Genomic DNA, 25,822 nt, shown 5'->3' with positions numbered 1-25,822 from the left:
CACCGGCGTCGCGACGGGCCGCAGGAGAGAGGCGCGTGCGCATCGTCAGCTAGGACTCCATCGCGGCAACGATCCGTTGCAGCGAGGTGTCGGCCAGTCGGCGACGGCCTTCGATATCCAGCGCGCGAATCGGCTCAAGAAAATGCATTTCGGCCAGCCGTGACGGCTCGCCCAGCAGGCGCAGGATGTTGGCCAAGAAACTCTCGCGTTCACCGAACGCCACCACCGCCTGCGCACTGCCGCGCACACCGTAACGCAGCGCCACCGGCTGTACCGGCACCCCGGCTTCCACTGCCGCCTGGAAGATGCGTGCATGGAACGGGCCGACCTCGGTACCGCCGCGGGTGCGCCCTTCCGGGAACACACCGACCGGCTTGCCGCTTTGCAGGCGCAGCAGCATTTCCTGCAGCACTCCGCCCAGCGATTCGGTATTGCCGCGCTGATGGAAGATGGTCTGGCCAATGGTGGCCAGCCAGCCCACCAGCGGCCAGTCGGCGATTTCGCGTTTGGCCACAAACCCCATCACGCGCTGGCTGTGCAGCATGGGAATGTCCACCCAACTGACGTGGTTGGCCACAAACAGGGTCGCGCCCGACAGCGGCGTCCCGAAGCGGCGCAGCCGGAAGCCGAACACGCGCATCAGGTTGCCCTGCCACCAGCGGATCATCCGCTCGTCCAGGGTGTCGTCCTGACCGATGCGAATCCGCGCCAGCGGCGGTACAACCACACACAACATGGCGACCGGCAGGAACAGGCCCACATGCAGCAACAGCAACGGCACCCGATACAGGTACCGGAGCAAACGCAACGGAGCGCCAGCGTCGCGCGTGGCGTCCGGGGATGACTCGCTCATTCGACGAACGGAACCGGTAACGGGGGGGAAGGAAGCGCGACCATTGTGACAGCAACGTGGACCCCGCGCACTGCCGGCAGCGGGCGACGCTGTTCCATGCATGCCGCTGCCGGGCGAGCTCAGCCATTGCCGCGCGCAACCACCGCCAGGGTCAACCGCGACACGCAGACACGTTTGCCGACCGGGTTTTCGATGGTGATGTCCCAGACGTGCGTGCTGCGCCCCACGTGCACCGCGCGCGCGGTACCGGTCACCAGCCCCTGAGTGGCAGCGCGCAGGTGATTGGCATTGATCTCCAGCCCCACGCACATCCGGGTCGTCATATCCACACACAAGTTGCCGGCGCTGCTGCCCAGCGTTTCAGCCAGCACCACCGAGGCGCCACCGTGCAACAGGCCATAAGGCTGCCTGGTGCGCGCATCCACCGGCATGGTGGCGCGCAGCCAATCGTCACCGGCTTCGGTAAACACGATGCCGAGATGTTCGATCAAGGTGTCGCGGCTGGCGGCGTTGAGGGCGACTAGATCGACGGGTTCGCGGAAGGTCATGGGCTGGGTATCGGGTATCGGGTATCGGGTATCGGGTATCGGGTATCGGGTATCGCAAGAGCATCCAGGTGCCTGGGGTGCGATGCAAGATTGCAGTACGGCTGGCTGCCCACAGCAACCAGAAATGATGCGAGTGCGTTGAACACATCCGTCTGCGACGGGCGCAGCTTCTCAGCGCTACCCTCTTGCGTGTCGATTCTTAGCAAACCGCGCACATCTATGGCAATCGACCGACAACACAGCGCAACATCGCGCATCAATCCATCTTCATCAGTGCAACACGTCAGCAAATCAAAGAATCGGCACCAGCCCGGCGCCGAAGGCGGTGAGCATGCGTACCAAAAGCCACTTCGGGCCGACATTGACCTCCGGGAAGTCGCCCACCGCGACGTAGCACTTACGGAACTGCGTATCCTGGCGCTTGAGCGGGAACAAGCAATCCGGGCCGGGCTGGAACTCGTAATTGGTGGCGTAGCGCCACGGCCAGAAGTCCAGCACCGGCAAGGCTTCGGAAACTTTACCCACGCTGTAGTTCAATCCGCTCAACATCGGCGGCTTTTCGCGCGGGGCCACCGTCCAGGCGTTTTCCGGCGACATATCGCGTTCGATGCTGGCGGCCAGCGCCTGCGCAAAGCGCGCGTCGTCGATCACCACGGCCGCTTCGGTGTTGTAGTTCTCGCTGCGCGGGTCGAAGTTGTGCGTGCCGATCACGCCGATGCGGCGATCCACCACCAGCGACTTGGCATGCAAGCCCATGCGCGCACCGGCGCGGGTCACCGGCAGCGGCTTGTTGACCGCACGCGTGCCCAGGAACGAGGGTCTCGTTTCGGTACGCAGCACGCGCCGATCAACCTCGCTACCGCCCGGCGCGCGGCCACCGCTGCCGCGTAGCACGCTGCCAGCACGTGCGCTTGTGTTCCCGTCTGCACCGCTGCTGCCGCGCATCGCATTGCCGGCCGCACTGCCGCCGATCAGGCGATTGGTGCGGCTGTCTTCGTTGATGTCGGAAGCAGGGTTGAGTGTATCCGGCACCAGGTTGGCGTAATCCACCGGAACATCGAGCGGGAACGGCTTGAACTCGTAGATGTTGAAGCCCAGCTCGCGCATGTTGCGGCGTTTGAACTTGTACGACAGCGCATACACGATGGGATTGTCGGTGGCGGCCAGGCTATTGGTCGACACCACGATGCGCGGCGGCTGCGGGTGCGTGCGCAGCGTGCGAAAGATCGCCTGCGCCGCGTCGGACAACACCAGATACGGCGTCTGCAGCAGCACTTCCTGCTGCGCGCCGGCAATCAGGCCATCCAGTTCCGGCGCCGTGGAAACCGCCTTGGCAGCATGTTCCTTGCGGTGCTTTTGCGGCAGATCGGCCACATACAGCACACGCTGCACCGGCATGGCCGGGGTCACGAAGGCATCGCGTACGAACTGCGGATCGCGCGCTTCGCGATCCACACGCGCCACCCGGTCGGGCCGGCGGAAGTTCGCTGGCGGCATCTGCGGTACGCCCTGCTCCAGCAGCACGCGCCCGACATCGTTCAAACGCTCGGCCGGCACACTGCGCCGGGCACGCCAGAACGCATCGAAATTAGCGGCCATCGCACGAACTTCCGGACCGGCCAGAATCACGTCGCGGTCGCGAAAGTTGTACTCGCTGTCCCACTCGTAATAGTCGTCCTGGTAATTGCGCCCGCCGACCACACCGAGCACGTCGTCCACCACCAACAGCTTGTTGTGCATGCGCTGATTGAAGCGACGGAAGCAGCACAGCACACTGCCGGCATAGTCGAAGTAGTTGAGTTTGACCTTGCCGAAGGTGGGGTTGTAGATGCGCAGCTGCAGGTTTTCGTGGCTGCTGGCCAGCGCACCGAGAATCTGCAGATCGGCGATCGCCGACAGCTGATCGATCAGGATGCGCACCTTGACGCCGCGTTGCGCGGCGTCCATCAGCGCGTCCATGATCATGCGCGCGCTGTCGTCCTTGTCGAAGATATAGGTCTGCAGGTCGATGCTGCGGGTAGCGCTGCGGATCAGATTGAGCCGAGCCACCAGCGATTCTTCGCCGTGGTCGACGATGGTGGCGTAGTGCCGCGGCGCCGCCGGTGTGGAGGCGGTGATCGCCTCGCCGCCCAGCGCGCGCAGCGGCGAAGGTTGCGCGCAACGATTGGCCTGGGTGCAATTCACCACGGTACTGCGTGCCGCAGCGGCGACGCCGGCAGCACGGTTGCGTTCGGTTTGCGACAGGCTGGCGCATCCGGTGCCGAGCAACACCGTTGCCAGCACGAGAACCCTCAACAGGCACTTCACGGGTGCCGCGCCTCCTGCAAGCGCCCACGCAGAATGAACGTCACCCCGTCGCCCAGTGCCATCTGCCACGCATTCATTCCGTAACGTCCACGCAGGACCGTACCTCGACTGATCACGTCGCAATCATAGCCCGTCCGGGTGCATTCGGCCGGAAGTACATGCAGGGTCTCGATGTGGGTGATTCCGCGGATGGTCAGGTTGCCGGTGATGTCGCCACCGCCCTTGATCACATCGTCGGTATACGGAAGCGACTCGAATTCGACGACCGGGTAGTGCGCAACATCGAAAAAATCCTCGCCCCGCATCCAGCTGGTGTAACGGTCCTTGCCCGGGATCTCCACCTGGGTGGCATCCAGCCAGAACCGCACCTGCTTGCGTTTGTCCGGCAGTTCGACCACTTCACCGCGAAACCGTGGGAAAAACCCCTCGATCTTCATTCCGAAACGGGTTTTGATCTCGAATCCGAAGCGCGATTGCGCCGGGTCGATGAAATGCACCTTCTGCTGCGCCAGACAAGGCAGTGTGACCCAGAGCGCGAGCCAGGCGAACCAGCGCAGCGACGATGACACGGGTCAAGGCCACCAGAAGGCGGTCAGGCGGGCGATGCCCGGCTCGATGGTGGCGTCCAGCGGCAAAGCCAGCAACGCGATCGAGGCGGTGGGCATGCCACGGTAATCGCCGGTCTGGCCGCTGTGCATCAGCGCCGCCAGCCGTTCCAGGCCGGGATTGTGGCCGACCAGCAGCAGGCGCTCGGCCTCGCGATGTTCGTCCACCAGGCTGGCCACGGTGCCGGCTGTGGCCTCATAGATGCGCTCGTCCAGCCGTTGTTCGATATAGCCGGTGAGCTCGAGCACCGCCTCCAGGGTTTCGCGGGCGCGCCGGGCCGGCGAGCACAGCACCCGGTCGGGCACCAGCCGCTGCTCGCGCAGCCAGAGTCCGGCCGCTTCGGCCTCGGCGATGCCGTGCGGGGACAGCGGGCGATCAAAATCGGCCTGACCGGTATCGGCCGGTTCGGCATGGGCGTGTCGCAACAAGATCAATTCGCGCATAGGAACTTCCCGGTTCTAGGACTTCTTGAGCCACTTGAACAGCGGCTCCCAGTCCTGTTGATGGTCGCGCACCTGCGCCGAGCGGTAGTCGAACAAGCTGCGTCCCAACCCGGCCATGACCACGTAGGCCTGGGTGTCGCGCAGTTGCGTCACCAGCGGGTACGGCCAGCTACCGATCATGTCGGCGGCCTGTTGCGAGGTCTGGGTCCAAGGGCGGGCGCGATTGAGCACCAAGCCCACCGGCAGTTTGCGCTGGTGCACGCTTGGCACCTTGGCCAGCGTGTTGAGAAAGCCGACCACCGCTTCGATATCGAGTGCCGAGGACAACACCGGCACCACGATGGCATCGACGTGGTCGAGGAATCCGCTGAGATCGTCGGCCATTGCCCCGGCCGGCGCATCGATGATCAAGGTATCGGTGCCGTCGGGCACCGCCGCCTGCCAGCTGCGGCGTTTGGTGGCGTCAATCGGCAGTACCGCACTTTCCAGACTGGCGCGACGCTCCGCCCAGCGGGTGGACGAGCCTTGCGGATCGGCATCTGCCAGCACGGTGCGCTGACCTTGCAACGCCGCATGTGCGGCCAGATTGGTGGCGATCGTGGTCTTGCCGACGCCGCCTTTGGAGGCGGCCACCAGGACTGTCTTCATGCACGCCTCACTTCCGGGAGCAAGCCGGCAGCGTACACCGCGGCAAGGTGAGGAAGTAGTCGAAACGCGTGAAACGCCTTGATGGCGTACAGGCAAGGACAGCGCAGACCTCCAGCCGATGGATGCAAACGCCTTGTGCCGCCAGTGCGCGCGGCGATGGCTGCACACCTCTCACCCAGCGCAAGATCGTCTCCGCGTATTGCGCAGAAGCAGGAGTGCTGTGCATGGGCGATGGCGTGGTCGCAATGCAGCATGGCAGCGGCATTGGACCTCGGCGTGTAACCGAGCGACCGGACGCAAGCGCATGCAGCTGCTGTCCCGCTGCCGCACGGCGCATGTCAGCGCCGCAGCCTTACGCCACCAACCGCGCCAGCAGCCAGGCCCACGCAGGCAGCGTCAGCAACGACAACAAAATGCTGTAGCCAACCATCGCTGCAGCCAGGCGTGGCGCCAGCCGGTGCGAAATGGCCAGCGCGGCGGCAGTGATCATGGTGGGCATGGCCGATTCGAGCACATTGGTCTGCAGCATCTGGCCGTGCAGGCCGAGTACCCAGGACAGCGGCAAGGCCAGGACCGGTATCAGCAACAGCTTGAATATCAGGCCCACCGCCAGCGGCTTGAGTTCGTCCGCGGGCAGGCGCAGCTGCAGCGAAAAACCTACCGACAGCATCACCAGCGGCAACATCGCATCGGAAAGGTTCTTGAGGCCTGAGCCGATCCAGTTCGGCGGTTGCTCGGGCATCAGCGTCAGGGCGAACAGCAGCGCCCACAACGGTGGAAACTGCAGCACCCGCATCAGGATCAGCCGCCCGGTTGGCGGGGTATCGCCGCTATAGCGGGCCAGCACGTACAACCCGAACGTAGACAGCAACACGAAGGTGCCGAACTGGTCGTAAACCACTGCATAGGGCAGCGCGTGATCGCCGATCAGTGCGCGCACCATCGGGAAGCCGATAAAGCTGGAATTGGTGAACACCACGCACATCAGCAGCGCGGCGTATTCGGCGCGGCCGAAGCGCAGCAGGCGGCTGCAGCCCCACAGCAACGGCACGATGATGGCGGTGAGCAACCACGGCGTGGCAATCACCCCGCCCAGCGATGCGTCCAGATGCAGCCGCGGGACATAGGTCAGCACCGACGCCGGCAGGCAGATGTACAGCACGATAAGGTTGAGCACATCGGCGCTGTTGTCGGGCAACACCCGCAGGCGGGCGAACAGCAGGCCCAGCCCCAACATGGCCAGAATCAAGGCAAATGCATCTACCGCCATGGCGCGTGATCGTGTCCGTTGGAAAGCCGTGCACAGGATCGCATGGCGGCGCACGTTTCACTGGAAAAGCCAGCCTGGCTTGGCGCAACGCAAGGAAGTGTCAGTGACCGCATCGTTAAACGCAAAGTCGAAGGCGCGGTTTGCTGGCTGCTTTGGTGGATGCCATTCGCACCGACCAACTCGACTGGTCCTTTTCCCGGCACAGCGCCCACCCAATGCAAACACCACGCTGCGGGACATCCCCGCAGCGCAGCGAGGCGCTTACGGAAACGTCGGCGGCTTGGCCTGCCAGGCCGCGAAGACCTCGGCCAAGGTGGCGCGCTCTGCCTCGCGCCATTCCGGCAACAGGCTGGCGTAGTTGGCGGTGCTGCTCCAACGGTCGGGCCAGGTGCGCACGGCTGCCGCATACCACTCGACCGCATCTTGCTTGCGCCCCACGCGCCAGAGCGCGAGTGCAGCCGTCGTCGGCAACCATTCCGGCGTGGCCGGACGGCCATTGGCCAGGTTGGCCCATTGCTGCAGCGCCTTGTTCGGCTAGTCGGCACGCAGCAGATCCCATCCGTAGTTCCAGGTGATGGCCCGGTACTGCGGGCTGCCGTTGGAGACCAGCGCCAACGCGCCTTGATAGAACTCATCGCCTAACTGCATGCGTCCATCGGCGTAGGCCAGCGACGCCAACTGTGCGCGCGGATCGACCGCACGGGCGTCACGCTGCACCATCGCCGCAAGCCGCTCGACGACTGCATCGCCCTGGCCTTGAAAGGCGATCACGGCCTTGGTTGTGCTGCGGTCTTCGTCGAAATAGAACTCTTTGGGCTTGGGCAGGCTCTGCACCTGCGCAAACGACCACACCCCTCCAAGCAGGGCCAGAGCGGCCCACGCGTATTTCCTTCTCACTGTGTGTTCCCCTGACAGCAAAAGGCCCTTCCCGCCCCCATCCTAACCGCAGCGCGTCGGCTGCGCATCCGCACGGGGACGGGTGCGTAAAAGGCGACTGTTACACTTTGCGTCGCCGTTTTGGAATCCGTCGGGTGCGTCAGATAGTTTCAGATGACAAGCACCGGGGCCCAGCCACCCTTTCCGGGCACGCCATGACCAGTACCGCTGCACGTTCTTCTCCCGACTCTGCCAACACGCCGGAGCTCGACCAGGTGGATGCGGATTACACGCTGGACCACAAGTACACGCGGACCGATGGGCGCATCTATCTTTCGGGGGTGCAGGCGTTGGTGCGGCTGCCGCTGCTGCAGCGTTTGCGCGATGACGCCACCGGGCTGCAGACCGCTGGCTTCATCAGTGGCTATCGTGGCAGCCCGCTGGGCGGGCTGGACCTGGAACTGTGGCGTGCGCGCAAGCATCTGGACGCGGCCAAGGTCACTTTCACTCCCGGCCTCAACGAGGACCTGGCCGCCACCATGGTGTGGGGCACTCAGCAGACCAACCTGTTCCCTGGTGCGAAGGTGCAGGGCGTGTATGGCATGTGGTACGGCAAGGGTCCGGGCGTGGACCGCAGCGGCGATGTGTTCAAGCACGGCAATGCCGCCGGCACCTCCCCGTTTGGCGGCGTGCTGGCACTGGCCGCCGATGACCATGCCTGCCGCAGCTCGACCCTGCCGCATGGGTCGGAAGAGGAATTCGTCAGCGCGATGATGCCCATCCTCAATCCGGCCGGGGTGCAGGACATCCTGGACATGGGCCTGCTGGGCTGGGCGATGAGCCGCTACACCGGGCGCTGGATCGGCTTCAAGACGATTGCCGAAACGGTGGAATCGTCCGCTTCGGTGGACATCGACCCATTCGCACGCACGATCGTGCTGCCGGAGGATTTCGCACTGCCGCCGGGCGGTTTGGGCATCCGCTGGCCGGACCCGCCGATGGATCAGGAGATGCGCCTGCACCGGTATGCGATTGGCGCGGCACAGGCCTTTGCGCGCGCAAACCACATCGACAAGGTGGTGCTAGATGCGCCGCACGCACGCTTGGGCATCGTGACCACCGGCAAGAGCTATCTGGACGTGCTGCAGGCGCTGGAATACCTGGGCCTGGATGCGCAGGCCTGCGCGCAGATCGGACTGCGCGTGTACAAGGTCGGCATGACCTGGCCGCTGGAACCGGTGGGCATCAGCGCATTTGCGCAGGGTCTGGAAGACATCGTGGTGGTGGAAGAGAAAAAAGCCTTCATCGAGCGCCAGATGAAGGAGCTGTTCTACAACTGGCCGGGCAGCGCCGGCGCACGGCCGAGCATTGTCGGCAAATACGATGAGCAGGGCGCGTGGATCCTGCCTTCCACCGGCGAGCTGACGCCTGCCACCATCGCCGGGGTGATCGGCGGGCGCATCCTGCGCCTGCTGCAATCGAGCACGATCAATACCGATTCGATCCAACAGCGCCTGCGCTGGATGGATGCCAAGGAAGCGGAAATGGCGCTGCCGCGCGCGCAATTCCCGCGCGTGCCGCATTACTGTTCGGGTTGTCCGCACAACACGTCCACCGCAGTGCCGGAAGGCTCGCGCGCGCTGGGCGGTATCGGTTGCCACTACATGGTGACCTGGATGAATCGCGCCACCGACACCTTCACCCACATGGGCGGCGAAGGCGTGACGTGGTCGGGGCAGGCGCCGTTCACCGATACCCCGCACGTGTTCCAGAACCTGGGCGACGGCACTTACTTTCACAGTGGCTCGTTGGCGATTCGGCAATCGGTCGCCACCGGCGTCAACATTACCTACAAGATCCTCTACAACGACGCGGTGGCGATGACCGGCGGCCAGCCAGTGGATGGCACGCTCACCGTGCCGGACATCGCGCATCAGCTGCGCGCCGAAGGCATCCACGCGATTGCGGTGGTCAGCGACGACATCGTCAAGTGGACGCGGCGGCGCGATCTGTTTCCCAACGACGTTGCGTTTCACGATCGCAGCGAGCTGGAGGCGGTGCAGCAGCATTTGCGCACGGTCAAAGGCGTGTCGATCCTGATCTTCGACCAAACCTGCGCAACCGAAAAACGCCGCCGTCGCAAGCGCGGCAAGCTGATCGACCCGCCCAAGCGCGTGATGATCAATTCGCTGGTGTGCGAAGGCTGCGGCGATTGCGGCGAGAAGAGTTTCTGCGTGTCGGTCTTGCCGAAGGAAACCGAATTCGGGCGCAAGCGCCAGATCGATCAGTCCAACTGCAACAAGGATTATTCCTGCGTTTCTGGTTTCTGCCCGAGTTTTGTCACCGTGCATGGCGGCGCACCGCGCAAGGGCAAGAAGCGCGATACCAATACGCTGCTGGACACGCTTCCCGAGCCGCCCAGGCGCATCTCGCTGGAGCGGCCCTGGAATATCCTGATCACCGGCGTCGGCGGCACCGGCGTGGTGACCATCGGCGCGCTGCTCGGCATGGCCGGCCATCTGGAAGGCAAGGGCGCTACGGTGCTCGACCAAACCGGCCTGGCGCAAAAGGGCGGCGCGGTGACCACGCATATCCGCATCGCACGTCAGCCTGACGACATCCACGCAGTACGCATCGCTGCAGGCGAAGCGGATCTGGTGCTGGGCTGCGACATGGTGGTGGTCAACGATTATTGGGCGCTGTCCAAGGTGCGCGATGGCCGCACCCAGGTGGTGCTCAACACCTACGAAGCCATGCCGGGCAACTTCACCACGCAACCGGACCTGCAGTTTCCCGCTGCCGAGATTATCGCCGGTGTGCGCACCGCGCTCGGTGGCAAGGAGCCGTTGTTGCTGGATGCCACACAGCTGGCAACTGGGTTGTTGGGCGATGCCATCGCCAGCAATCTGTTCATGCTCGGCTACGCCTGGCAACACGGGTTGGTGCCGTTGTCGCATGCAGCGCTGATGCGCGCGATCGAACTCAATGGCGCGGCCATTGCGATGAATCAGCAGGCATTTGCCTGGGGCCGCTTGGCTGCGATCAATCTGCCGGCAGTACGGCGCGCTGCGGGTCTGGCCGACACCGACGCGCCAGCACATCTACGCGGCGACACCCCGCAAGCGCGTGGCCGAGGCAGCTGGGAAGAGCACGACCTTAGCGGTCAGGGCGCGCCGCATGCGCTGGCGCAAACCGATGCCAGCACGCTGCATGGCGACCTCGCTGCACCGGCCGATCCGCTCGACGACGAGCAGCTGGCGCACTCGCTGGACGACGCCATCGCGCGTCGCATCGCGTTCTTGACCGACTACCAGGATGCCGCCTACGCGCAGCGTTATCGCCACCTGGTCGAGCGCGTGCGCGCGCACGAGCTGCAGCGCGTGCCCGGCAGCAGCGCACTCACCGAGGCGGTGGCGCGGTACGCCTTCAAGCTGATGGCCTACAAGGACGAGTACGAAGTGGCGCGCCTCTACACGCGTGGCGACTTCCAGCGCCGATTGCAGCAGCAATTCGAAGGCGACTACACGCTGCGCTTCCATCTGGCGCCGCCGTTGCTGGCAAAGAAAGACGCGCACGGCAACCTGATAAAGCGCGAGTACGGGCCGTGGATGTTCACGGCCTTCAAACTGCTGGCGCGGTTGAAGTTCCTGCGGGGCGGCAGGCTCGACGTGTTCGGCTACAGCGCAGAACGGCGGGGCGAACGCCAGCTGATTGCCGATTACCGTGCAACCGTGGACATGCTGCTGGAACGGCTGGATGCCGATAACGTCGGCCTAGCTGCGCAGATCGCCAGCATTCCGGAGCACATTCGCGGCTATGGCCACGTCAAGCATGCGCATCTGCAGGAAGCCAAGGCGCGCGAAGCTGCGCTGCTGGCGCAGTGGCGCAATCCAAAGGCGTTGCATGTGGTGCAGGCGGCATGATGTCGCCGAACAATGACATTTCATTGATGTCATCGCTCGATGACATATCGTGCATATGATTGATTGCCTGGGCAGGATCGGCATGCAGATGTAACCGATCGGCGACATTGCACCAATGTAACCGATCGGTTACATTGCAGCCATGGATACGGTCCGCACTCCTTCCGATGTCGGCAACATCATCCGCGCCAGGCGCAAACGCCTGGGCTGGGATCAGGCTCGCCTGGCCCACGAAATCGGCGTGAGCCGACAGTGGATCGTCGATATCGAGAAAGGAAAGCCGCGTGCGGAACTGCAGCTGATCCTAAGAGCGCTGCAGGCGCTGGGGCTGGAGTTGATTCTGAGCTCGGACGTTGCTCAGATTCCGCCGGCGAACGCACCTGAGCGCGGCACCGTGACGCCGATCGATCTCGACGCGATCATTGAACACAACCGGTCCAATTCACGATTGGGAACGACCGTTCTCAATGCGTTTAACAACAACATCTTCAAGAATCAATTCTCCTCGCTCGATAGGCTGAAAAACGCCGACTTGCACAGACCATTCTCGGCAGTGGATGCTCTAGAGCAGTGTCCGGCACAGGCAGCATCAGCAGTAGCTCTGAATAGATATTCCTCGATGATCGATGCGCCAAATGAAAGAAATTTGGTGAGTGAGCCCTTGCAAAAACGGTTCCCCGCGCTTGATCGTCCGACGATTGGCGAGACAACGAAAATATCCAAGGTCATATCGAAACCTTCTAAAAAGAAGGCCGATCCGTGAGACTGGTCGCGCTGATCGAAAACCAGGTGATCGGCCATCTGGCGCCCGATCAGCATGGGCATCCACGATTCACCTACGCGCCGGACTGGCAGCATTCGAAAAATGCGATACCGCTGTCGTTGAACCTTCCCCTCAGCAAGGAGCATCATCCGACTGAGGCGGTCAGTGCAGTGCTATGGGGCCTGCTGCCAGACAACGAAGCCACCTTGCAACGCTGGGCATCCAGGTTCCAGGTTTCGCCGCGCAACCCGCTCGCCCTGTTGTCGCATGTCGGCGAGGATTGCGCTGGTGCGGTGCAGTTCGTCACCGAAGCTAGGCTTGAGGATGTACTGTCCGGTGCCAGCGATGGCATCGAACCGCTCACCGATGGCGAACTGGAAGCACGCTTGCGCAGGCTGCGGCAGGACATCGGTGCGGCGCGCCAAGTCGATGACGTCGGGCAGTTCAGCCTGGCAGGCGCGCAGGCCAAGATCGCACTGCTGCACGACGGCCTGCAATGGGCCATCCCGGCCGGACGCATCCCGACCACGCATATCCTCAAACCACCGAGCGGCGAATACGACGGGTTCGTCGAGAACGAGTTGTTCTGCCTGTGCCTGGCGCACAGCATCGGTCTGCCAACCGCAACCGCACAGGCGCTGCGCGTCGGCGCTGAAACCGCCATTTGCGTCAAACGTTACGACCGCACCGGTGTTAACGGAGTGCTGCTGCGCATCCATCAGGAAGATACCTGTCAGGCGCTGGGGGTGATGCCGCACATCAAGTATCAGAACCAGGGCGGTCCTGGGGTGGAGGCGATCTCACAACTCTTGTGGACGCACTCGTCGCAACCGCGGCAAGACGTAGAAACCTTGTTCCAGGCCCTGGTCTTCAATTACCTGATCGGCGGCACCGATGCGCATGCGAAGAACTATTCGCTACTGCTCAGCCAACACCGGCAGGTACGGCTGGCGCCGTTGTACGACATTTCCAGCGCCCTGCCGTATCCGCAGCTGCAACAGCGCAAAATCAAGATGGCAATGAAGATCGGCAGCCACTATCGCTGGTGGGATATTCGGCCAGGCGACTGGCGGCAACTGGCCGAAACGCTGCATCTGGACGCACCGGCCTGCCTGGCCTGGATGGCGATGGCTGCAAGCGCCTTGCCCGATCAGGCGCGTGATCTTGCCGTCGCACTTCGAGAGGACGGCGTGGCGCATCCGGTCCTGGATGCACTGGTGGACGCCATCGCCGCTTCCTGTCAACGCACGCGCACACTATTGCAATCGAACTGATCGATGGCGACCCGTATCACTCGGCTGCACTCGGCCATGGTCGCTCACAGCGGACGCAGCAGGCGCAGGCCGAACCAATCCTTGGCATCCTTCCAGCCATGGGTGACCTTGAGCCCGGCCGCGGCGGCCAGTTCGGCGAAGCGCGCATCTGTGTACTTGTAGCTGTATTCGACCTGCATCGCTTCGCCGTCGGCGAAGGCAATGTCCTGGCCACCCACCTGGACGCGCTGGTCGCGCTGGCTGATCAGGAAGGTCTCGATGCGGCCGCGTTCGCGCGCATACACCGCATGGTGACGGAAGCCGTCCAGATCGAAATCGCTGCCGATCTCGCGGTTGAGCCGCGCCAGCAGGTTCAAGGTGAACTCGGCGGTGATGCCGGCCGCGTCGTTATAGGCGGCTTCGATCAGCCCGACGTCCTTGTCCAGATCGATGCCGATCAGCGCGCAGCCGTCGCTGCCGATGGTCTGGCGCATCGCATCCATCAGCGCGATGGCGGCAGTGTCGGTGAAATTGCCCAGCGTCGAGCCGGGGAAGAACACCAGATGGCGCCGTGCCGGGCGCTGCGCATCGGGCAGACGCAGCGGCTTGGTGAAGTCGGTGCAGACAGGCAGCATCTGGATCTGCGGAAACTGCTGGACCAGCCGTGCGGTGCTTTCCAGCAGCGCGGTGCGCGAGATTTCCAGCGGCGTATACGCCACCACATCGCGCAGACCCTGCAGCAGCAGCTCGGTCTTGCGACCACTGCCGCTGCCATATTCGACCACGTGCACACCGGCGCCGATGGCCTGGGCAATCGAACCCATGCTGGCTTCCAGCAAGCCCAGTTCGGTGCTGGTGAGGTAATACTCCGGCTGCCGGGTGATCGCTTCGAACAACTGCGAGCCGCGCGCATCGTAAAAATATTTCGATGGCAGCGTCTTGGGCGTTTGCGACAGGCCCGCCAATGCATCGGCGGTGATGTCGTCCGGCTGTGGGCGCAGGTCGGTCAGCGCAGCGTGCGCGCGTTGCATGGCATGGGCGGCGGCGTTCAAGGCAGATCCTTGGCAAGGCGCACGCCGGCAAATTGCCAACGCGCATCGGAGGGGAAAAAGTTGCGGTAGCTGGCACGCAGATGGCTGGCGGGGCTGGCGCAACTGCCGCCACGCAGCACCCACTGCGCATTCATGAATTTGCCGTTGTACTCGCCCAGCGACCCGGGCCATGGCGTAAAGCCTGGATACGGCAGATACGCACTGCCGGTCCATTCCCAGACATCACCGAACAGCTGCTGGATGCCGGTGTCCACTGCTTCGGCGCCACGCGGATGCAGCGCATCGGTGTCGACGAAATTGCCCTGCACCGACATGCCGGTCGCGGCCTGTTCCCACTCGGCTTCGGTGGGCAGGCGCGCACCGGCCCAGCGTGCGAACGCATCGGCTTCGAACAGACTCAGGTGGCAGACCGGCGCATGCGGATCGCGCGTACGCCAACCGTCCAGCGTGAACTCGCGGCCATCGGCATCCCAGTACAAGGGATGTTGCCAACCTTGCGCCTGCACCATCGCCCAGCCATCGCTGAGCCAGGCGACGGCGCTGCGATAACCGCCGGCATCGATGAATTCCTGGAACTCCGCGTTGGTCACCACGCGGTTCGCCAACGCATGCGCGCCGACCAGCACGCGGTGGCGCGGCGATTCGTTGTCGTAGGCGAAGGTGTCGGCCTGTGGCCAGGCTGCGGCCCCGATCTCGACGATCTGTTCGTCGCGCGCGTGCCAGCGCAACGTGCTGGCGACGGCCGTGGGTGGCGCAGCGGCATCACGATACGCCGTCTGCAACGGATTGCTCCACAGTGCATGTTTGATGTCGGTGAGCAACAACTCCTGGTGCTGCTGCTCGTGCTGGATACCGAGCTGCACGATGATGCAGGCCTGCGCGTCGAGTAGGCCATCGCGCAGGCGCTGCTGTATCTGTGCATCCACCACAGCACGGTAATCGCGCACCTGCTGCAACGCGGGGCGCGACAGCACCCCGCGGCACGCGCGCGCATGCATCGGGCCCACGCTCTGGTAGTAACTGTTGAACAGGAAATCCCAGGCCGGGTCGAACACGCGGTACGCCGGATCGGTCTGCAGCACGAAGCGTTCAAAAAACCAGGTGGTGTGCGCCAGATGCCATTTGCTGGGGCTCGCGTCCGGCATGCTCTGCACCATCGCGTCTTCTGCGCTTAACGGTGCGGCGAGACGATCGCTCAACGCGCGTGTCTGCGCGTAACGTTCCAGCAGCGTCAACTGCCGTTGCTGGTGATGGACCAGCAGAGGGGAGAGTGCAGACATCGCCCTATGGTTGGGTAGCGCCCGTGAACGTGCCGTGTCGGCAGCGTGGCAGGCAGCGGTAAGCTGTTGGCATGTCATCGTCTTTTCTGTCCAGCACGCTTCCCACGCTCTTCGATTGGACCCAGCGCCATCGCGCATTTGCGCTGCCTGCCGAGGTCACTTATCTGGATGCTGCGTCGCGCGGTCCATTGCTGCGCGCCGTGCAGCAGGTGGCGCACCAGGCGGTCGATGCGATGGCCGCGCCGTGGCGCTTGCCATTCGACGCATGGCTGCAGCAGATCGAGCAATTGCGCGTGCTTGCCGCCGCGCTATTCGATGGCGATGCCGATGCCCTGGCGATGGTGCCATCCGCGGCGCATGGCTTGGCCACGGTCGCACGTAATCTGCCACTAGACCGTCGCGACGCGGTGCTGGTGCTGGAAGGACAATTCCCCTCCAATGTGTTGATCTGGCAGCGGCGCTGCGCAGAGGCCGGTGCGCATCTTGTGGCGGTTCCCACAGACACTGAGGACAGCTTGACCGATGCAGTGCTGCAAACCATTGCCGAGACCCCTGTGCTGCGTGTCGCGAGCCTGCCGCATGCGTACTGGCTGGACGGGCGGGTGCTGGATCTGGACCGCATCAGCGCCGCCGTGCACGCACGCGGGGCGGCACTGGCGCTGGATCTGAGCCAAAGCCTGGGCGTGTTGCCGCCCGATCTAGCGCGCTGGCAACCGGATTTCGTGGTCAGCGTCGGGCACAAATGGTTGCTCGGGCCGATGGGATTGGCGTGGCTCTGGGTGGCACCGCAGTGGCGCACAGACGGGGTGCCGATCGAAGAACACTGGATCGGCCGCGATGCCGGCAGTACTTGGGAATTTCCGATTGCCGCCGCGCCGCTGTATCGCGGCGGTGCACGGCGATTCGATGCCGGTGGGGTTGCCGACCCGTTGCGGATCGCGACGGCGACGACGGCGTTGCAGCAGATCACTGCATGGCAGCCGGCGCGCATCGCAGCTGCCTTGGGCGCGTTGACCACGCACTGGGACACGGCCTTGCAGGCGCGTGACCTGGGCAGCTGGTGCACGCCTGGACATGCACCGCATCTCACCGCACTGCGGCCATCGGCAGTTGCATTGGACGCAGTGGCAACAACACTCACCACGCTTGGTGTGATCTGCACCCGCCGGCACGGACGCTTGCGGATTGCGCCGCATTTGAGCGTGACCGAGCAGGCGTTGTCAGAGGTGATTGCTGCGCTTCCGGGTGGATGAGACGGCGCGCGTGCGCGTCGGATACCACGCATCAACGGCGATGTTGGCTCGGTACGCGTCGAGGCCAGATTGCGTGCAATGAGGTATTGCCGCTAAGGCTTCATCGCGCGCAAGCGCGCTCCTACAGGTCATGGCTCCGCGAAATTTTGGGTGGTGACAGCGACGTGGTGCACATGACCCTCGGCAAGCCGATCGACCCGATCTTTGTAGGAGCGGGCTCGCCGGCGATGGGTCACTACGGATAACACCGAATCGCGATCCCACGACTGCCGACGCACGCAACACGTCACTGCCGCTGACTGATCCGCAACCCGCGCGGCGTCGCCCAGCGCTCCAGTCCTTCGAACGCCGCCTGCACCAGCAGTGCCAGCACGGCGGCGGGAAGGGCGCCTTCCAAAATCAAGCCGAGATCGTCGAGGCGGATGCCAGTGAGAATCGGCTGACCGTAGCCGCCTGCGCCGATCAACGCGCCCAGCGTGGCGGTACCCACATTGATCACCGCGGCAGTCTGGATGCCGGCCACAATCGTGCGGCGGGCCAGCGGCAGTTCCACACGCCACAGGCGCGTCCACGCCGGTAACCCAATCGCGTGCGCGGTCTGGCGCAGCTCGCGCGGGATCGAGGTCAGCCCAGCGTGGGTATTGCGTACGATCGGCAGCAGGCTATACAGAAACAGCGCGGCAATCGCTGGTTTGGCGCCGATACCGAACAACGGAATCATGAAAACGAACACGGCCAGCGACGGCAGCGTCTGCAGCACACCGGTCAAGGACAACACCACCTGCCCCAGGCGTGGACGCCGCGCTGCCAGCACACCCAGCGGCAGCGCAAGCAGCAACGCCAGCCCCAGCGAAATGCCGACCAACGCCAGATGCTCGCGCGTATACCGAAGCAAGCGCGCCACACGCGAATCCGTTTCAGAGGCCGGCGTGAGGCCCAACCAATGCGCGGCAACCGCCGCTTCGGACTGCCGCTCCAGTTTTACCTGCGCGTTGAGCCGCTGCATGGTGGCTTCATCGATGCGCCCTTGCAGCCCCTGCAAAGCCTGCAACATTGCCGGCGAGCGTTGCGCCAGATCCTTGCGATATAAAAAAATCGCTTGGTAATCGGGGAAATAGTGGCGGTCGTCGCGCAGCACCTGCAGTTGGTAATACGGAATTTCCGCATCGGTGCTGTACAGATCGGTGACTTCGATCGCACCGTTCTGCAGCGCGCGATAGGCCAAGTCGTGATCCAGCCCGGTTGCGGTTTGCGGCAGCGCGTACGCCGCACGCACACCCGGCCAGCCATCGGCACGCTGCATGAATTCGTTGCTCAGACCGATCTTAAGCGTGGGATGCCGCGCAAGATCCGACAGCGAGACGATGCCCAACGCCTGCGCACGTTCGCGCCTCATACCGAATGCGTAGGTGTTCTGGAAACCCAGCGAATCGGTCATCGCCAGCCCGCGCGCGTCGAGTGCTGCACGCAGTTCGGCCTGGCTGGCGGTGGGCAGTTGCAGCAGTTCCTGCGCCAGCGTGCCGGTGTATTCGGCATACGCGTCGATCTGCCCGGTCTGCAACGCGCGCCACAGGATACGCGTGCCACCGAGTTGGGCGCGGTGCTGCACATCCACGCCATCGCGCTTGCCGGCGGCGGTGGCGATGTCGCCCAGGATCACCGCTTCTGTGAAGTTCTTCGAGCCGATAGTGACTTGCGCTGCGTGTGCGGCAAGGCTGCAGATTAGCAACATCGCAGCGATGAGCGCACGCGCCATCATGCGGCATCGCCAATGTTGCGCTGCGCGGTGAGAAAGCGCTGCACGAACGCATCGGCCGGCTGCTCCAGCAGATCGCGCGCACTGCCCTGCTGCACGACGCGGCCAGCGCGCATCAGCACCAGGCTGTCGGCCAGATACGCGGCTTCGGCGACGTCATGTGTCACCAACACCACGGTCTTGCCCAGCTGCGCAAACAGCTCGCGCATCTGCGCCTGCAGGTCGTAACGCACGATGGGATCGAGTGCGCCGAGCGGTTCGTCCAGCAACAAAGCCGGCGGGTCCAGCATCAAGGCACGAATCAGGCCCACACGCTGGCGTTGACCACCCGAAAGTTCGGCCGGGTAGCGCGTCAGCAACTCCGTTGGCAATTGGCACAATGCACATAGCGTCTCCAGGCGCGCCGTGATGCGCTCAGCCGCCCAACCCAGCGTCCGTGCCAGCAAGGTCGCGTTGCTACGCGCGTCCAGATGCGGAAACAACCCGCCCTCCTGGATCACGTAGCCGATACGTTGCCGCTGCGCCTGCAGGTTGGCGCGCTGCAATGGCGTGCCGTCGAAGGCGACCGTGCCGCTATCGGGCCACTCCAGCCCGACCAGCATGCGCAACACGGTGGATTTGCCGGCGCCGCTGGGGCCGATCAGCGCGGTTGTGCTGCCGCCGACGAAGGTTAGCGAGACCGCGTCGAGCGCGATGGCCTGGCCGTAGCGGCGGCTGACATGATCGAGAGTGAACATGCGGCAGAGCTTGCCGAACACAGCGTCAGACGCGCGCGAAGGCATGCCTCAACGTGGCGGCGCCAGCAATTCGCGCGCGCTCAGGTAGCCATCTCCATTGGCATCCTGCCGCGCGAAGCGCTCGATCAAGGTGGCGCGATGCGCCGCGCGGGTGATCGGCTTGCCACGCCGGCCGGGCAGTTCATCGCCTTGCAGCACGCCATCGTGATTGGTATCGCGCTGGTCGAAGGCATAGCTCATCCAGGCCAGATACTCGTCAAGACTCACCCGCCCATCGCCATCGGTGTCCATGCGTTGCAGATACTGCTGGCTGTCCTGCACCTGGGCCTGCGCTGCAACCGCAGGCAAGGATGCAAGACATGCAATCAGCAAACGACGCATGCTCACGCCGCACGCACCATGTTCACGCACCACTGCGCGCCTGCCGCCCGCATTAGGCGCCACTCAGCGCATCCCCTTTGAGCCGCGCTGCATACGCCTGCAAGGCGGCATTGCCGCTGGCTTCGGCCTCATGGCACCACTGCTGCAACTGCCTGAGCCGTTCGGAGGCATCGTGGCTGCGCGCTTCCAGCACGGCCGTCAGCCGCGCACGGTACTCGACCAGGGTGCGCATGCGCGGACGCTGCGCCACCCAGGTCTGCAACTGCGCGCGTGCCTCCGGTTTGAGCCAGCGCCCGTCATCGACCAGACCCTTGCGCAAGCGGCGCGGCAGCAACTCGCGCAGCTTGGCGCCGGTAGCAGCCGCCTCTTCGCGCAATGCAGGCTTGAGCACATTGCGCTGATAGTCGGTCATTGCCTGGAAGCGGTGCGACAACAGCGGCTTGAGCGTATCGGCATCGAGCACGGCGATATTCGGTCGGATATCCAGCGACGGCGCCACCCGCAACACCTTGGCCAGGCCAAACGCCTGCACGCTGCGAATGACGACCCAACCGATATCCAGCTCCCAACGCCGCATCGAAAAGCGTGCCGAACTCGGGAAGGCATGATGGTGGGTGTGCAATTCTTCGCCACCGATCCGCAGCGCCCAAGGCGTGAGGTTGGTGGAGGTGTCGGCCGATTCGAAGTTGCGGTAGCCCCACCAGTGGCCCAGGACGTTGACCACACCGGCGGCCCAGAACGGAATCCACGCCATCTGGACCGCCCACAACGCGATACCCGGCAACCCGAACAACACCGAGTTGATCACCAGCAAGGCGACCGGGCCTGCGTTGGCATGCGGCGTGTACAGGTGCCGCTCGATCCAGTCGGTCGGCGCGGCCTTACCGTACTGCTCGATATCGGCGCGCTGCGTGCGCGCCTCGCGGTACAACTCCACGCCGCGCCAGAACACCTGCGAGATGCCTTTGCTCTGCGGGCTGTGCGGGTCTTCTTCGGTCTCGACCTTGGCGTGGTGCTTGCGATGGATCGCCACCCACTCGCGGCTGATCATCGAGGTAGTAAACCAGGTCCAGAAGCGGAAAAAATGCGCAATGACCGGGTGGAAATCCACACCGCGATGCGCCTGGCTGCGATGCAGGTACAAGGTCACCGCAAAGATGGTGAGCTGAGTGAACACCAGCAGCACCGCCAGCATGCCCCACACACCCAGCCTTGCAACGCCTGACGTCAAAAAGTCGATGAGCGGTTCGGACAACATCGGCATCTCCACAGCAGCGCTCTCGGGTTGGTGCAGACATGATGGGGGCGATCGCGGCAAACTTCACCCTCCGGATGCGTAGGGTCGCATCTACGTTTCTAAAGCGGTTCACACGTCCTCTTCCCAACGCCTTTGCCCACTACGCCTGATGTCATCCGTATGACTGTTGCGACCGAGAATGCTGCCGATTTGGCTGCTGCTGCGAACCCCGCTCCATTGATCGAACTCGACCAAGCCAGTGTGGTGCGCGGCCAGGTTCGTGTGCTGCATGCGCTGCGTCTGCGCATCGCGCTGGGGCAGCACACGGCGATCCTCGGCCCCAACGGCTGCGGTAAATCGTCCTTCATCAAATTGATCACGCGCGAGCTGTACCCGCTGGCGCGCGCCGATGGCCAGCCGGCGGTGAAAGTGTTGGGACAGACGCGCTGGCAGGTGGATCGCCTGCGCTCGCAGCTGGGCATCGTCACCGGCGATCTGAGCGTCAATCTGGCCGACATGCCGGGGCTGGATGTGGAAAGTGCGGTGCTGTCGGGGTTCTTCGCCAGCTACGTGGTGCCGCCGCATCGCGAGATCAGCGACGACATGCGCGCACGCGCACGCCAAGCGCTTGCCCTGGCGCGTGCATTGCCGCTGTTGGACCGGCAATTTGCCGAGTTGTCGGCCGGCCAAACGCGCCGCGTGCTGATCGCACGTGCGCTGGTCAACCGCCCGCAGGCGCTACTGCTGGACGAGCCGTCCACCGGGCTGGACCTGGTCGCGCGCCAGCACCTGCTCGATACGATGCGGCACCTCGCCCAGCAAGGCATCACGCTGGTGCTGGTGACCCATCACATCGAAGAAATCGTGCCGGAGATCGCGCGGGTGATTCTGCTGCGCGCCGGCAAGGTCGTGGCCGACGGCGGGCGCGACGCGCTGCTCACCGATGCCAGCCTGTCGGCCGTGTTCGACGGCCCGGTGCGGGTACAACGCGATGGCGAGCGTTATTGGGCCACGATTGGCGAGTAACGGCCACCCTACCCCTCAGCTCGCGCAGCGCTGTCCTTGCACGAGCTGACCGACGACGCGCGGGATCGCGCTCCGGACGGGCCGCAACCGCGTCACAACCACGCTCTGCAGACATGACCTTGGACACGGGACGCCGCCGCCGCGGTTGCGCTTAGACTCGCCGCACACACAGAGCAGGAGTCGTCCCGATGGCGCAGTGGTATTTCCATACTCCCGGACAGGCCGAGCGTATCGGCCCGCTCGACGACGCCAGCGCCCGCGCGCATGCGCAGCGCCAACCTGACGCGCTGGCCTGGCGCGATGGGCTCGATGGCTGGACCCCGGCCCGTCAGCTGGCCGAACTGCAGGGCGGCAGCAGCGCGCCGCCACCGCTTGCCGGCACGGCCGGGCGCGCAGATGAGATCGACTACCGCATCGTCGGCAACGATATGCAGTTCGTCGAAGTCGAGCTGGACCCGGGCGAAAGCGCCATCGCTGAGGCCGGTGCGCTGATGTACAAGGACGCCGCCGTGCAGATGGACACCGTGTTCGGCGACGGCTCGCATGCCGGCCAGAGCGGTGGCGGCGGGCTGATGGGCAAGCTGCTGTCGGCCGGCAAGCGCGTGGTCACTGGCGAAAGCATGTTCACCACCATATTCACCCACGCCGGCAGCGGCAAGGCCAAGGTCGCGTTCGCCGCGCCCTACCCGGGCACCGTGCTGGCACTGCGTCTGTCCGAGCATGGTGGCCAGCTGATCTGCCAGAAAGACAGCTTTTTGGCCGGCGCACGTGGCGTGTCGCTGGGCATCGCGTTCCAGCGCAAGATCCTCACCGGCCTGTTCGGCGGCGAGGGTTTCATCATGCAGAAGCTCGAAGGCGACGGCTGGGTGTTCGTGCATGCCGGCGGCACGGTTGTCGAACGCGAGCTGGGGCCGGGCGAGTGCATCGACGTGGACACCGGCTGCGTGGTCGCCTATCACGCCAGCGTGGACATGGACGTGCGCCGCGTCGCCGGTCTGAAGAGCATGTTTTTCGGCGGCGAAGGCGTGTTCCTGGCCACCCTCACCGGCCCGGGCAAGGTCTGGCTGCAATCGCTGCCGTTCTCGCGCATGGCCGGCCGCATGCTGCAGGCCGCCCCGCAAGGCGGTGGCCAACAGCGCGGCGAAGGCTCGGTGCTGGGCGGCTTGGGCCGCTTGCTGGATGGCGATAACCGGTTTTGATTGGCTGACGCAGCGGGTCGGCGTGATGGCGATTTGGATTCGGGGGCGAAGCAAGCGTCGTGTCACTTCTGACGGCGCATGGCGACGCGTGTGTCGCTCCAGGCACTGGCAGGTACCTGAGGCGCACCCTCATCCGGCGCTTTGCGCCACCGTCTCCTCCATGAAGGAGGACGATGCTCCGGCGGGAGAAGGCAGGCGTCCGGGTCGTTGGTGCCATGACGGCGCCCTGACCGCAGCCACGTCCATCGCCGCACGGAACCGGAGCCGCTCTCCCCGCGGGAGAGGGTCGGGTTGAGGGTACGGGGCGAAGCCACACGTGGAATGGGAAGGCATCAGGCTCCGCTCGCACCCTCATCCGGCGCTGCGCGCCACCTTCTCCCGAGGCGAGAAGGGAGTGCAACGCCTGCAGACGATGCCGTCTGAATGCGATCCACTCACGCCAACCACCAGCGCCACGGTGACAGCGCGCGTGTATTCTGCCTCGCCTTCCCCATCGACGTTTTCGCCATGATCGCGCCCCGCTGCTCACGCTCGCTTGCCCTGTTGTCCATGCTCGGTCTGCTCACCGCCTGCGGGGGCGAGCCGCGTCCGGCGGCGCCGGCGCCCGTGGTGCAGGCGCCGCCGGACGCGGCCCCCGAGCCGGTCAAGATCGGTGTCGCGCTCGGTGGCGGTGCGGCCAAGGGCTTTGCGCATATCGGGGTGATCAAGATGCTCGAGGCCAACGGCTTCGCGCCGGTGGTGGTGGCGGGCACCAGTGCCGGCAGCGTCGTGGGTGCGCTGTATGCCAGTGGTATGGACGCATTCGAAATGCAGGAAAAGGCCGTCGCGCTCGACCAGACCAGCATCCGCGATGTGCGGCTGTTTTCCGGTGGGCTGGTGCAAGGCCAGAAGCTGCAGGACTACGTCAACGAGCAGCTCGGCGGCAAGCCGATCGAAAAATTGCGCAAGCCGTTCGCGGCGGTTGCCACGCGACTGGAAGATGGCGAGCGCACCGTGTTCGTGCGCGGCAACGCTGGTCAGGCGGTGCGGGCGTCCAGCAGCATTCCGGGTGTGTTCGAACCGGTGACCATCGGCAAATACCACTTCGTCGATGGCGGCGTGGTCAGCCCGGTGCCGGTGGATGCAGCGCGCCAATTGGGTGCCGAATTCGTGGTGGCGGTGGATATTTCCAGCAAGGCCAGCGGCAAGAATCCGGGCGACCTGCTGGGCACGGTGAACCAGTCGATCTCGATCATGGGCCAGCGACTGGGCGAGGCAGAACTCAAACGTGCCGACGTGGTCATTCGCCCCAAGGTCAACGATATCGGCTCGGCCGATTTCAACCAGCGTGCTGCGGCAATCCTGGAAGGCGAGCGCGCTGCAATGGCGGCGATGCCGCAGATTCGCGCCAAGATCGCGCAGCTGCAGGCCGCGCGCAGCAGCGCAACACGGACCGCCGCCGATCAGGCCAAAGCGGCCAAGCAGCAAGCGTACGAGCGCTGCCTGGAACAACGCTCGCGTTGGGAAAAATTGCGCGGCAAGGAAGAGGACTGCGTGGCGCCGTGATGCAGTTGCAGTCGTGCAAATGCCACGCGGGCAGCTTGATACAGGCGTTGTAGAACCGGCGCGGTGCTGCGTGATGACGGGTGCGGCGGCGGCGCGGCCTGGGCCTGTCCTGCACCACGACGATGCGGTGGTCGCTCTACCGAAGCGTGATGGAAGAGCTTCGCGGCCAAGGCCGCTCCTACAGCTATGCCGATCACCGCCACCTTGTCGCGTGAGTGGATTGCACGCATCCGGCGGGTGAATTGCACGCCAACCAAGCTGCTCTGGTGGCGTGTAGAAAGCACGACGGAAATGCCTCGCCTTCCAGGCGGTTCCTACAGCGCTCTATCGCTTGGCAGCTTGTGCATGTCATCGATGCACTGAGCAGAGCAAGCGCAACGCTTGCCGCTCTTGTAGGAGCGGCCTTGGCCGCGATGGCGTCCCGATAAGACGACTGCCGTTGATGCCGCCCTGTCCCGATAACAGCGCTGCTACGCTTGCACGGTGATCGGAACACGCCTGGCCTATTGCCTCAATACCGCCAGCGCAGCGACACACTGACAAAGCGCGGCTCGCCATAGTTCTGGTAATCCAGATTCGCCCAATAGGTTTCCTGATTAGCACGATCTTTCAGCACAGTCGCAGCCAGTGAGAGCCGACCGGTCGATGCTAGGACCGTCGCTCCACCGAGACCAGATCATGGCCATGAATCGTGTGCAGTTCCAAGCCGGGCTGTCGTTGCCGGCGTTCCTCAAGCGCTATGGCAACGCGCAGCAGTGCGAGCAGGCGTTGGAGATCTCGCGCTGGCCACAGGGCTTTGTTTGTCCGCGGTGCGCCGCTACCGCGCACAGTCGATTCCAGCGTCACGGCACCACGTACTGGCAGTG

At 64.5% G+C, this 25,822-nt stretch carries 21 protein-coding genes and 1 pseudogene; 8 read left to right on the top strand and 14 right to left on the bottom strand.

What is annotated here, in order from left to right; translation table 11 throughout:
* Positions 1–49: 49 nt before the first annotated feature.
* From WJW29_RS06135 to WJW29_RS06100, 8 genes and pseudogenes are all read right to left on the bottom strand, one after another.
* Complete coding sequence (locus WJW29_RS06135; protein WP_011409766.1) at positions 50–853, bottom strand: lysophospholipid acyltransferase family protein; 804 nt, start codon at positions 851–853, stop codon at positions 50–52.
* A gap of 119 nt (positions 854–972) precedes the next feature.
* Positions 973–1,401 (bottom strand): hotdog fold thioesterase, encoded by a 429-nt coding sequence (locus tag WJW29_RS06130; protein ID WP_011260771.1) that lies wholly within the window; start codon positions 1,399–1,401, stop codon positions 973–975.
* A gap of 291 nt (positions 1,402–1,692) precedes the next feature.
* On the bottom strand, positions 1,693–3,708 hold the full coding sequence (locus WJW29_RS06125) for a phospholipase D family protein (RefSeq protein ID WP_011260772.1): 2,016 nt from the start codon (positions 3,706–3,708) through the stop codon (positions 1,693–1,695).
* Positions 3,705–4,277 (bottom strand): YceI family protein, encoded by a 573-nt coding sequence (locus tag WJW29_RS06120; protein ID WP_011260773.1) that lies wholly within the window; start codon positions 4,275–4,277, stop codon positions 3,705–3,707. The genes WJW29_RS06125 and WJW29_RS06120 overlap by 4 nt, the downstream gene beginning before the upstream one ends.
* A gap of 3 nt (positions 4,278–4,280) precedes the next feature.
* Positions 4,281–4,757, bottom strand: a complete 477-nt coding sequence (locus WJW29_RS06115) for a histidine phosphatase family protein (protein ID WP_011409767.1) — start codon at positions 4,755–4,757, stop codon at positions 4,281–4,283.
* A 15-nt stretch (positions 4,758–4,772) separates the two neighbouring features.
* Positions 4,773–5,405 (bottom strand): ParA family protein, encoded by a 633-nt coding sequence (locus WJW29_RS06110; RefSeq protein ID WP_011409768.1) that lies wholly within the window; start codon positions 5,403–5,405, stop codon positions 4,773–4,775.
* A gap of 352 nt (positions 5,406–5,757) precedes the next feature.
* The gene (locus tag WJW29_RS06105) at positions 5,758–6,675 is read right to left on the bottom strand and encodes an AEC family transporter (protein ID WP_011260776.1); all 918 of its coding nucleotides are present in this window, start codon (positions 6,673–6,675) and stop codon (positions 5,758–5,760) included.
* Between the two features lie 261 nt (positions 6,676–6,936).
* Positions 6,937–7,572, bottom strand: a pseudogene (locus WJW29_RS06100) (tetratricopeptide repeat protein).
* A 194-nt stretch (positions 7,573–7,766) separates the two neighbouring features.
* Between WJW29_RS06100 and WJW29_RS06095 the strand changes: the two are divergent.
* The 3 genes from WJW29_RS06095 (at position 7,767) to WJW29_RS06085 (ending at position 13,511) form a co-directional block, all read left to right on the top strand.
* A complete protein-coding gene (locus WJW29_RS06095) occupies positions 7,767–11,474 on the top strand; it encodes an indolepyruvate ferredoxin oxidoreductase family protein (protein WP_011260779.1) in 3,708 nt (1,235 codons plus the stop codon).
* A gap of 142 nt (positions 11,475–11,616) precedes the next feature.
* Positions 11,617–12,237 (top strand): helix-turn-helix transcriptional regulator, encoded by a 621-nt coding sequence (locus tag WJW29_RS06090; RefSeq protein WP_011260780.1) that lies wholly within the window; start codon positions 11,617–11,619, stop codon positions 12,235–12,237.
* Positions 12,234–13,511: a type II toxin-antitoxin system HipA family toxin gene (locus tag WJW29_RS06085; RefSeq protein ID WP_011260781.1), complete on the top strand. Its 1,278-nt coding sequence runs from the start codon at positions 12,234–12,236 to the stop codon at positions 13,509–13,511. The genes WJW29_RS06090 and WJW29_RS06085 overlap by 4 nt, the downstream gene beginning before the upstream one ends.
* Positions 13,512–13,555: 44 nt before the next feature.
* Here WJW29_RS06085 and egtD read toward each other — a convergent pair whose 3' ends face one another.
* Both egtD and egtB read right to left on the bottom strand, forming a co-directional pair.
* Positions 13,556–14,542 (bottom strand): L-histidine N(alpha)-methyltransferase, encoded by a 987-nt coding sequence (egtD, locus tag WJW29_RS06080; protein ID WP_011260782.1) that lies wholly within the window; start codon positions 14,540–14,542, stop codon positions 13,556–13,558.
* Complete coding sequence (gene egtB / locus WJW29_RS06075; protein ID WP_011409772.1) at positions 14,539–15,822, bottom strand: ergothioneine biosynthesis protein EgtB; 1,284 nt, start codon at positions 15,820–15,822, stop codon at positions 14,539–14,541. The genes egtD and egtB overlap by 4 nt, the downstream gene beginning before the upstream one ends.
* A gap of 71 nt (positions 15,823–15,893) precedes the next feature.
* On the opposite strand from egtB, the gene WJW29_RS06070 reads away from it, so the two are divergent.
* Positions 15,894–17,075, top strand: a complete 1,182-nt coding sequence (locus WJW29_RS06070; protein ID WP_011260784.1) for an aminotransferase class V-fold PLP-dependent enzyme — start codon at positions 15,894–15,896, stop codon at positions 17,073–17,075.
* 286 nt (positions 17,076–17,361) lie between these two features.
* Here WJW29_RS06070 and WJW29_RS06065 read toward each other — a convergent pair whose 3' ends face one another.
* From WJW29_RS06065 to WJW29_RS06050, 4 genes are read right to left on the bottom strand one after another with little or no spacing between them, the layout of a single operon-like run.
* Complete coding sequence (locus tag WJW29_RS06065) at positions 17,362–18,834, bottom strand: glycine betaine ABC transporter substrate-binding protein (RefSeq protein ID WP_011260785.1); 1,473 nt, start codon at positions 18,832–18,834, stop codon at positions 17,362–17,364.
* Positions 18,831–19,568 carry an ATP-binding cassette domain-containing protein gene (locus tag WJW29_RS06060; protein WP_011409774.1) on the bottom strand — a complete coding sequence of 246 codons (738 nt, stop codon included), beginning with the start codon at positions 19,566–19,568 and terminating at the stop codon, positions 18,831–18,833. Before WJW29_RS06060 ends, WJW29_RS06065 begins: the two co-directional genes overlap by 4 nt.
* 48 nt (positions 19,569–19,616) lie before the next feature.
* Positions 19,617–19,949, bottom strand: a complete 333-nt coding sequence (locus WJW29_RS06055; RefSeq protein ID WP_011409775.1) for an EF-hand domain-containing protein — start codon at positions 19,947–19,949, stop codon at positions 19,617–19,619.
* Positions 19,950–20,001: 52 nt separating this feature from the next.
* The gene (locus WJW29_RS06050; protein ID WP_011260788.1) at positions 20,002–21,207 is read right to left on the bottom strand and encodes a fatty acid desaturase; all 1,206 of its coding nucleotides are present in this window, start codon (positions 21,205–21,207) and stop codon (positions 20,002–20,004) included.
* A 159-nt stretch (positions 21,208–21,366) separates the two neighbouring features.
* On the opposite strand from WJW29_RS06050, the gene WJW29_RS06045 reads away from it, so the two are divergent.
* From WJW29_RS06045 to WJW29_RS06030, 4 genes are all read left to right on the top strand, one after another.
* Positions 21,367–22,212, top strand: coding sequence for an ATP-binding cassette domain-containing protein (locus WJW29_RS06045; protein ID WP_011409777.1), 846 nt, complete (start codon positions 21,367–21,369; stop codon positions 22,210–22,212).
* Between the two features lie 188 nt (positions 22,213–22,400).
* A complete protein-coding gene (locus WJW29_RS06040) occupies positions 22,401–23,411 on the top strand; it encodes a TIGR00266 family protein (RefSeq protein ID WP_011260790.1) in 1,011 nt (336 codons plus the stop codon).
* A gap of 507 nt (positions 23,412–23,918) precedes the next feature.
* Positions 23,919–24,956, top strand: coding sequence for a patatin-like phospholipase family protein (locus WJW29_RS06035; protein ID WP_075239304.1), 1,038 nt, complete (start codon positions 23,919–23,921; stop codon positions 24,954–24,956).
* Between the two features lie 678 nt (positions 24,957–25,634).
* On the top strand, positions 25,635–25,822 hold a 188-nt coding region (locus tag WJW29_RS06030), incomplete at its 3' end, for a transposase (protein WP_143702108.1).

Source organism: Xanthomonas sp. JL1 (assembly GCF_038405005.1).
Note: the sequence above shows the minus strand (reverse complement) of the source record. Positions and strands in the feature narration are given on the sequence as shown.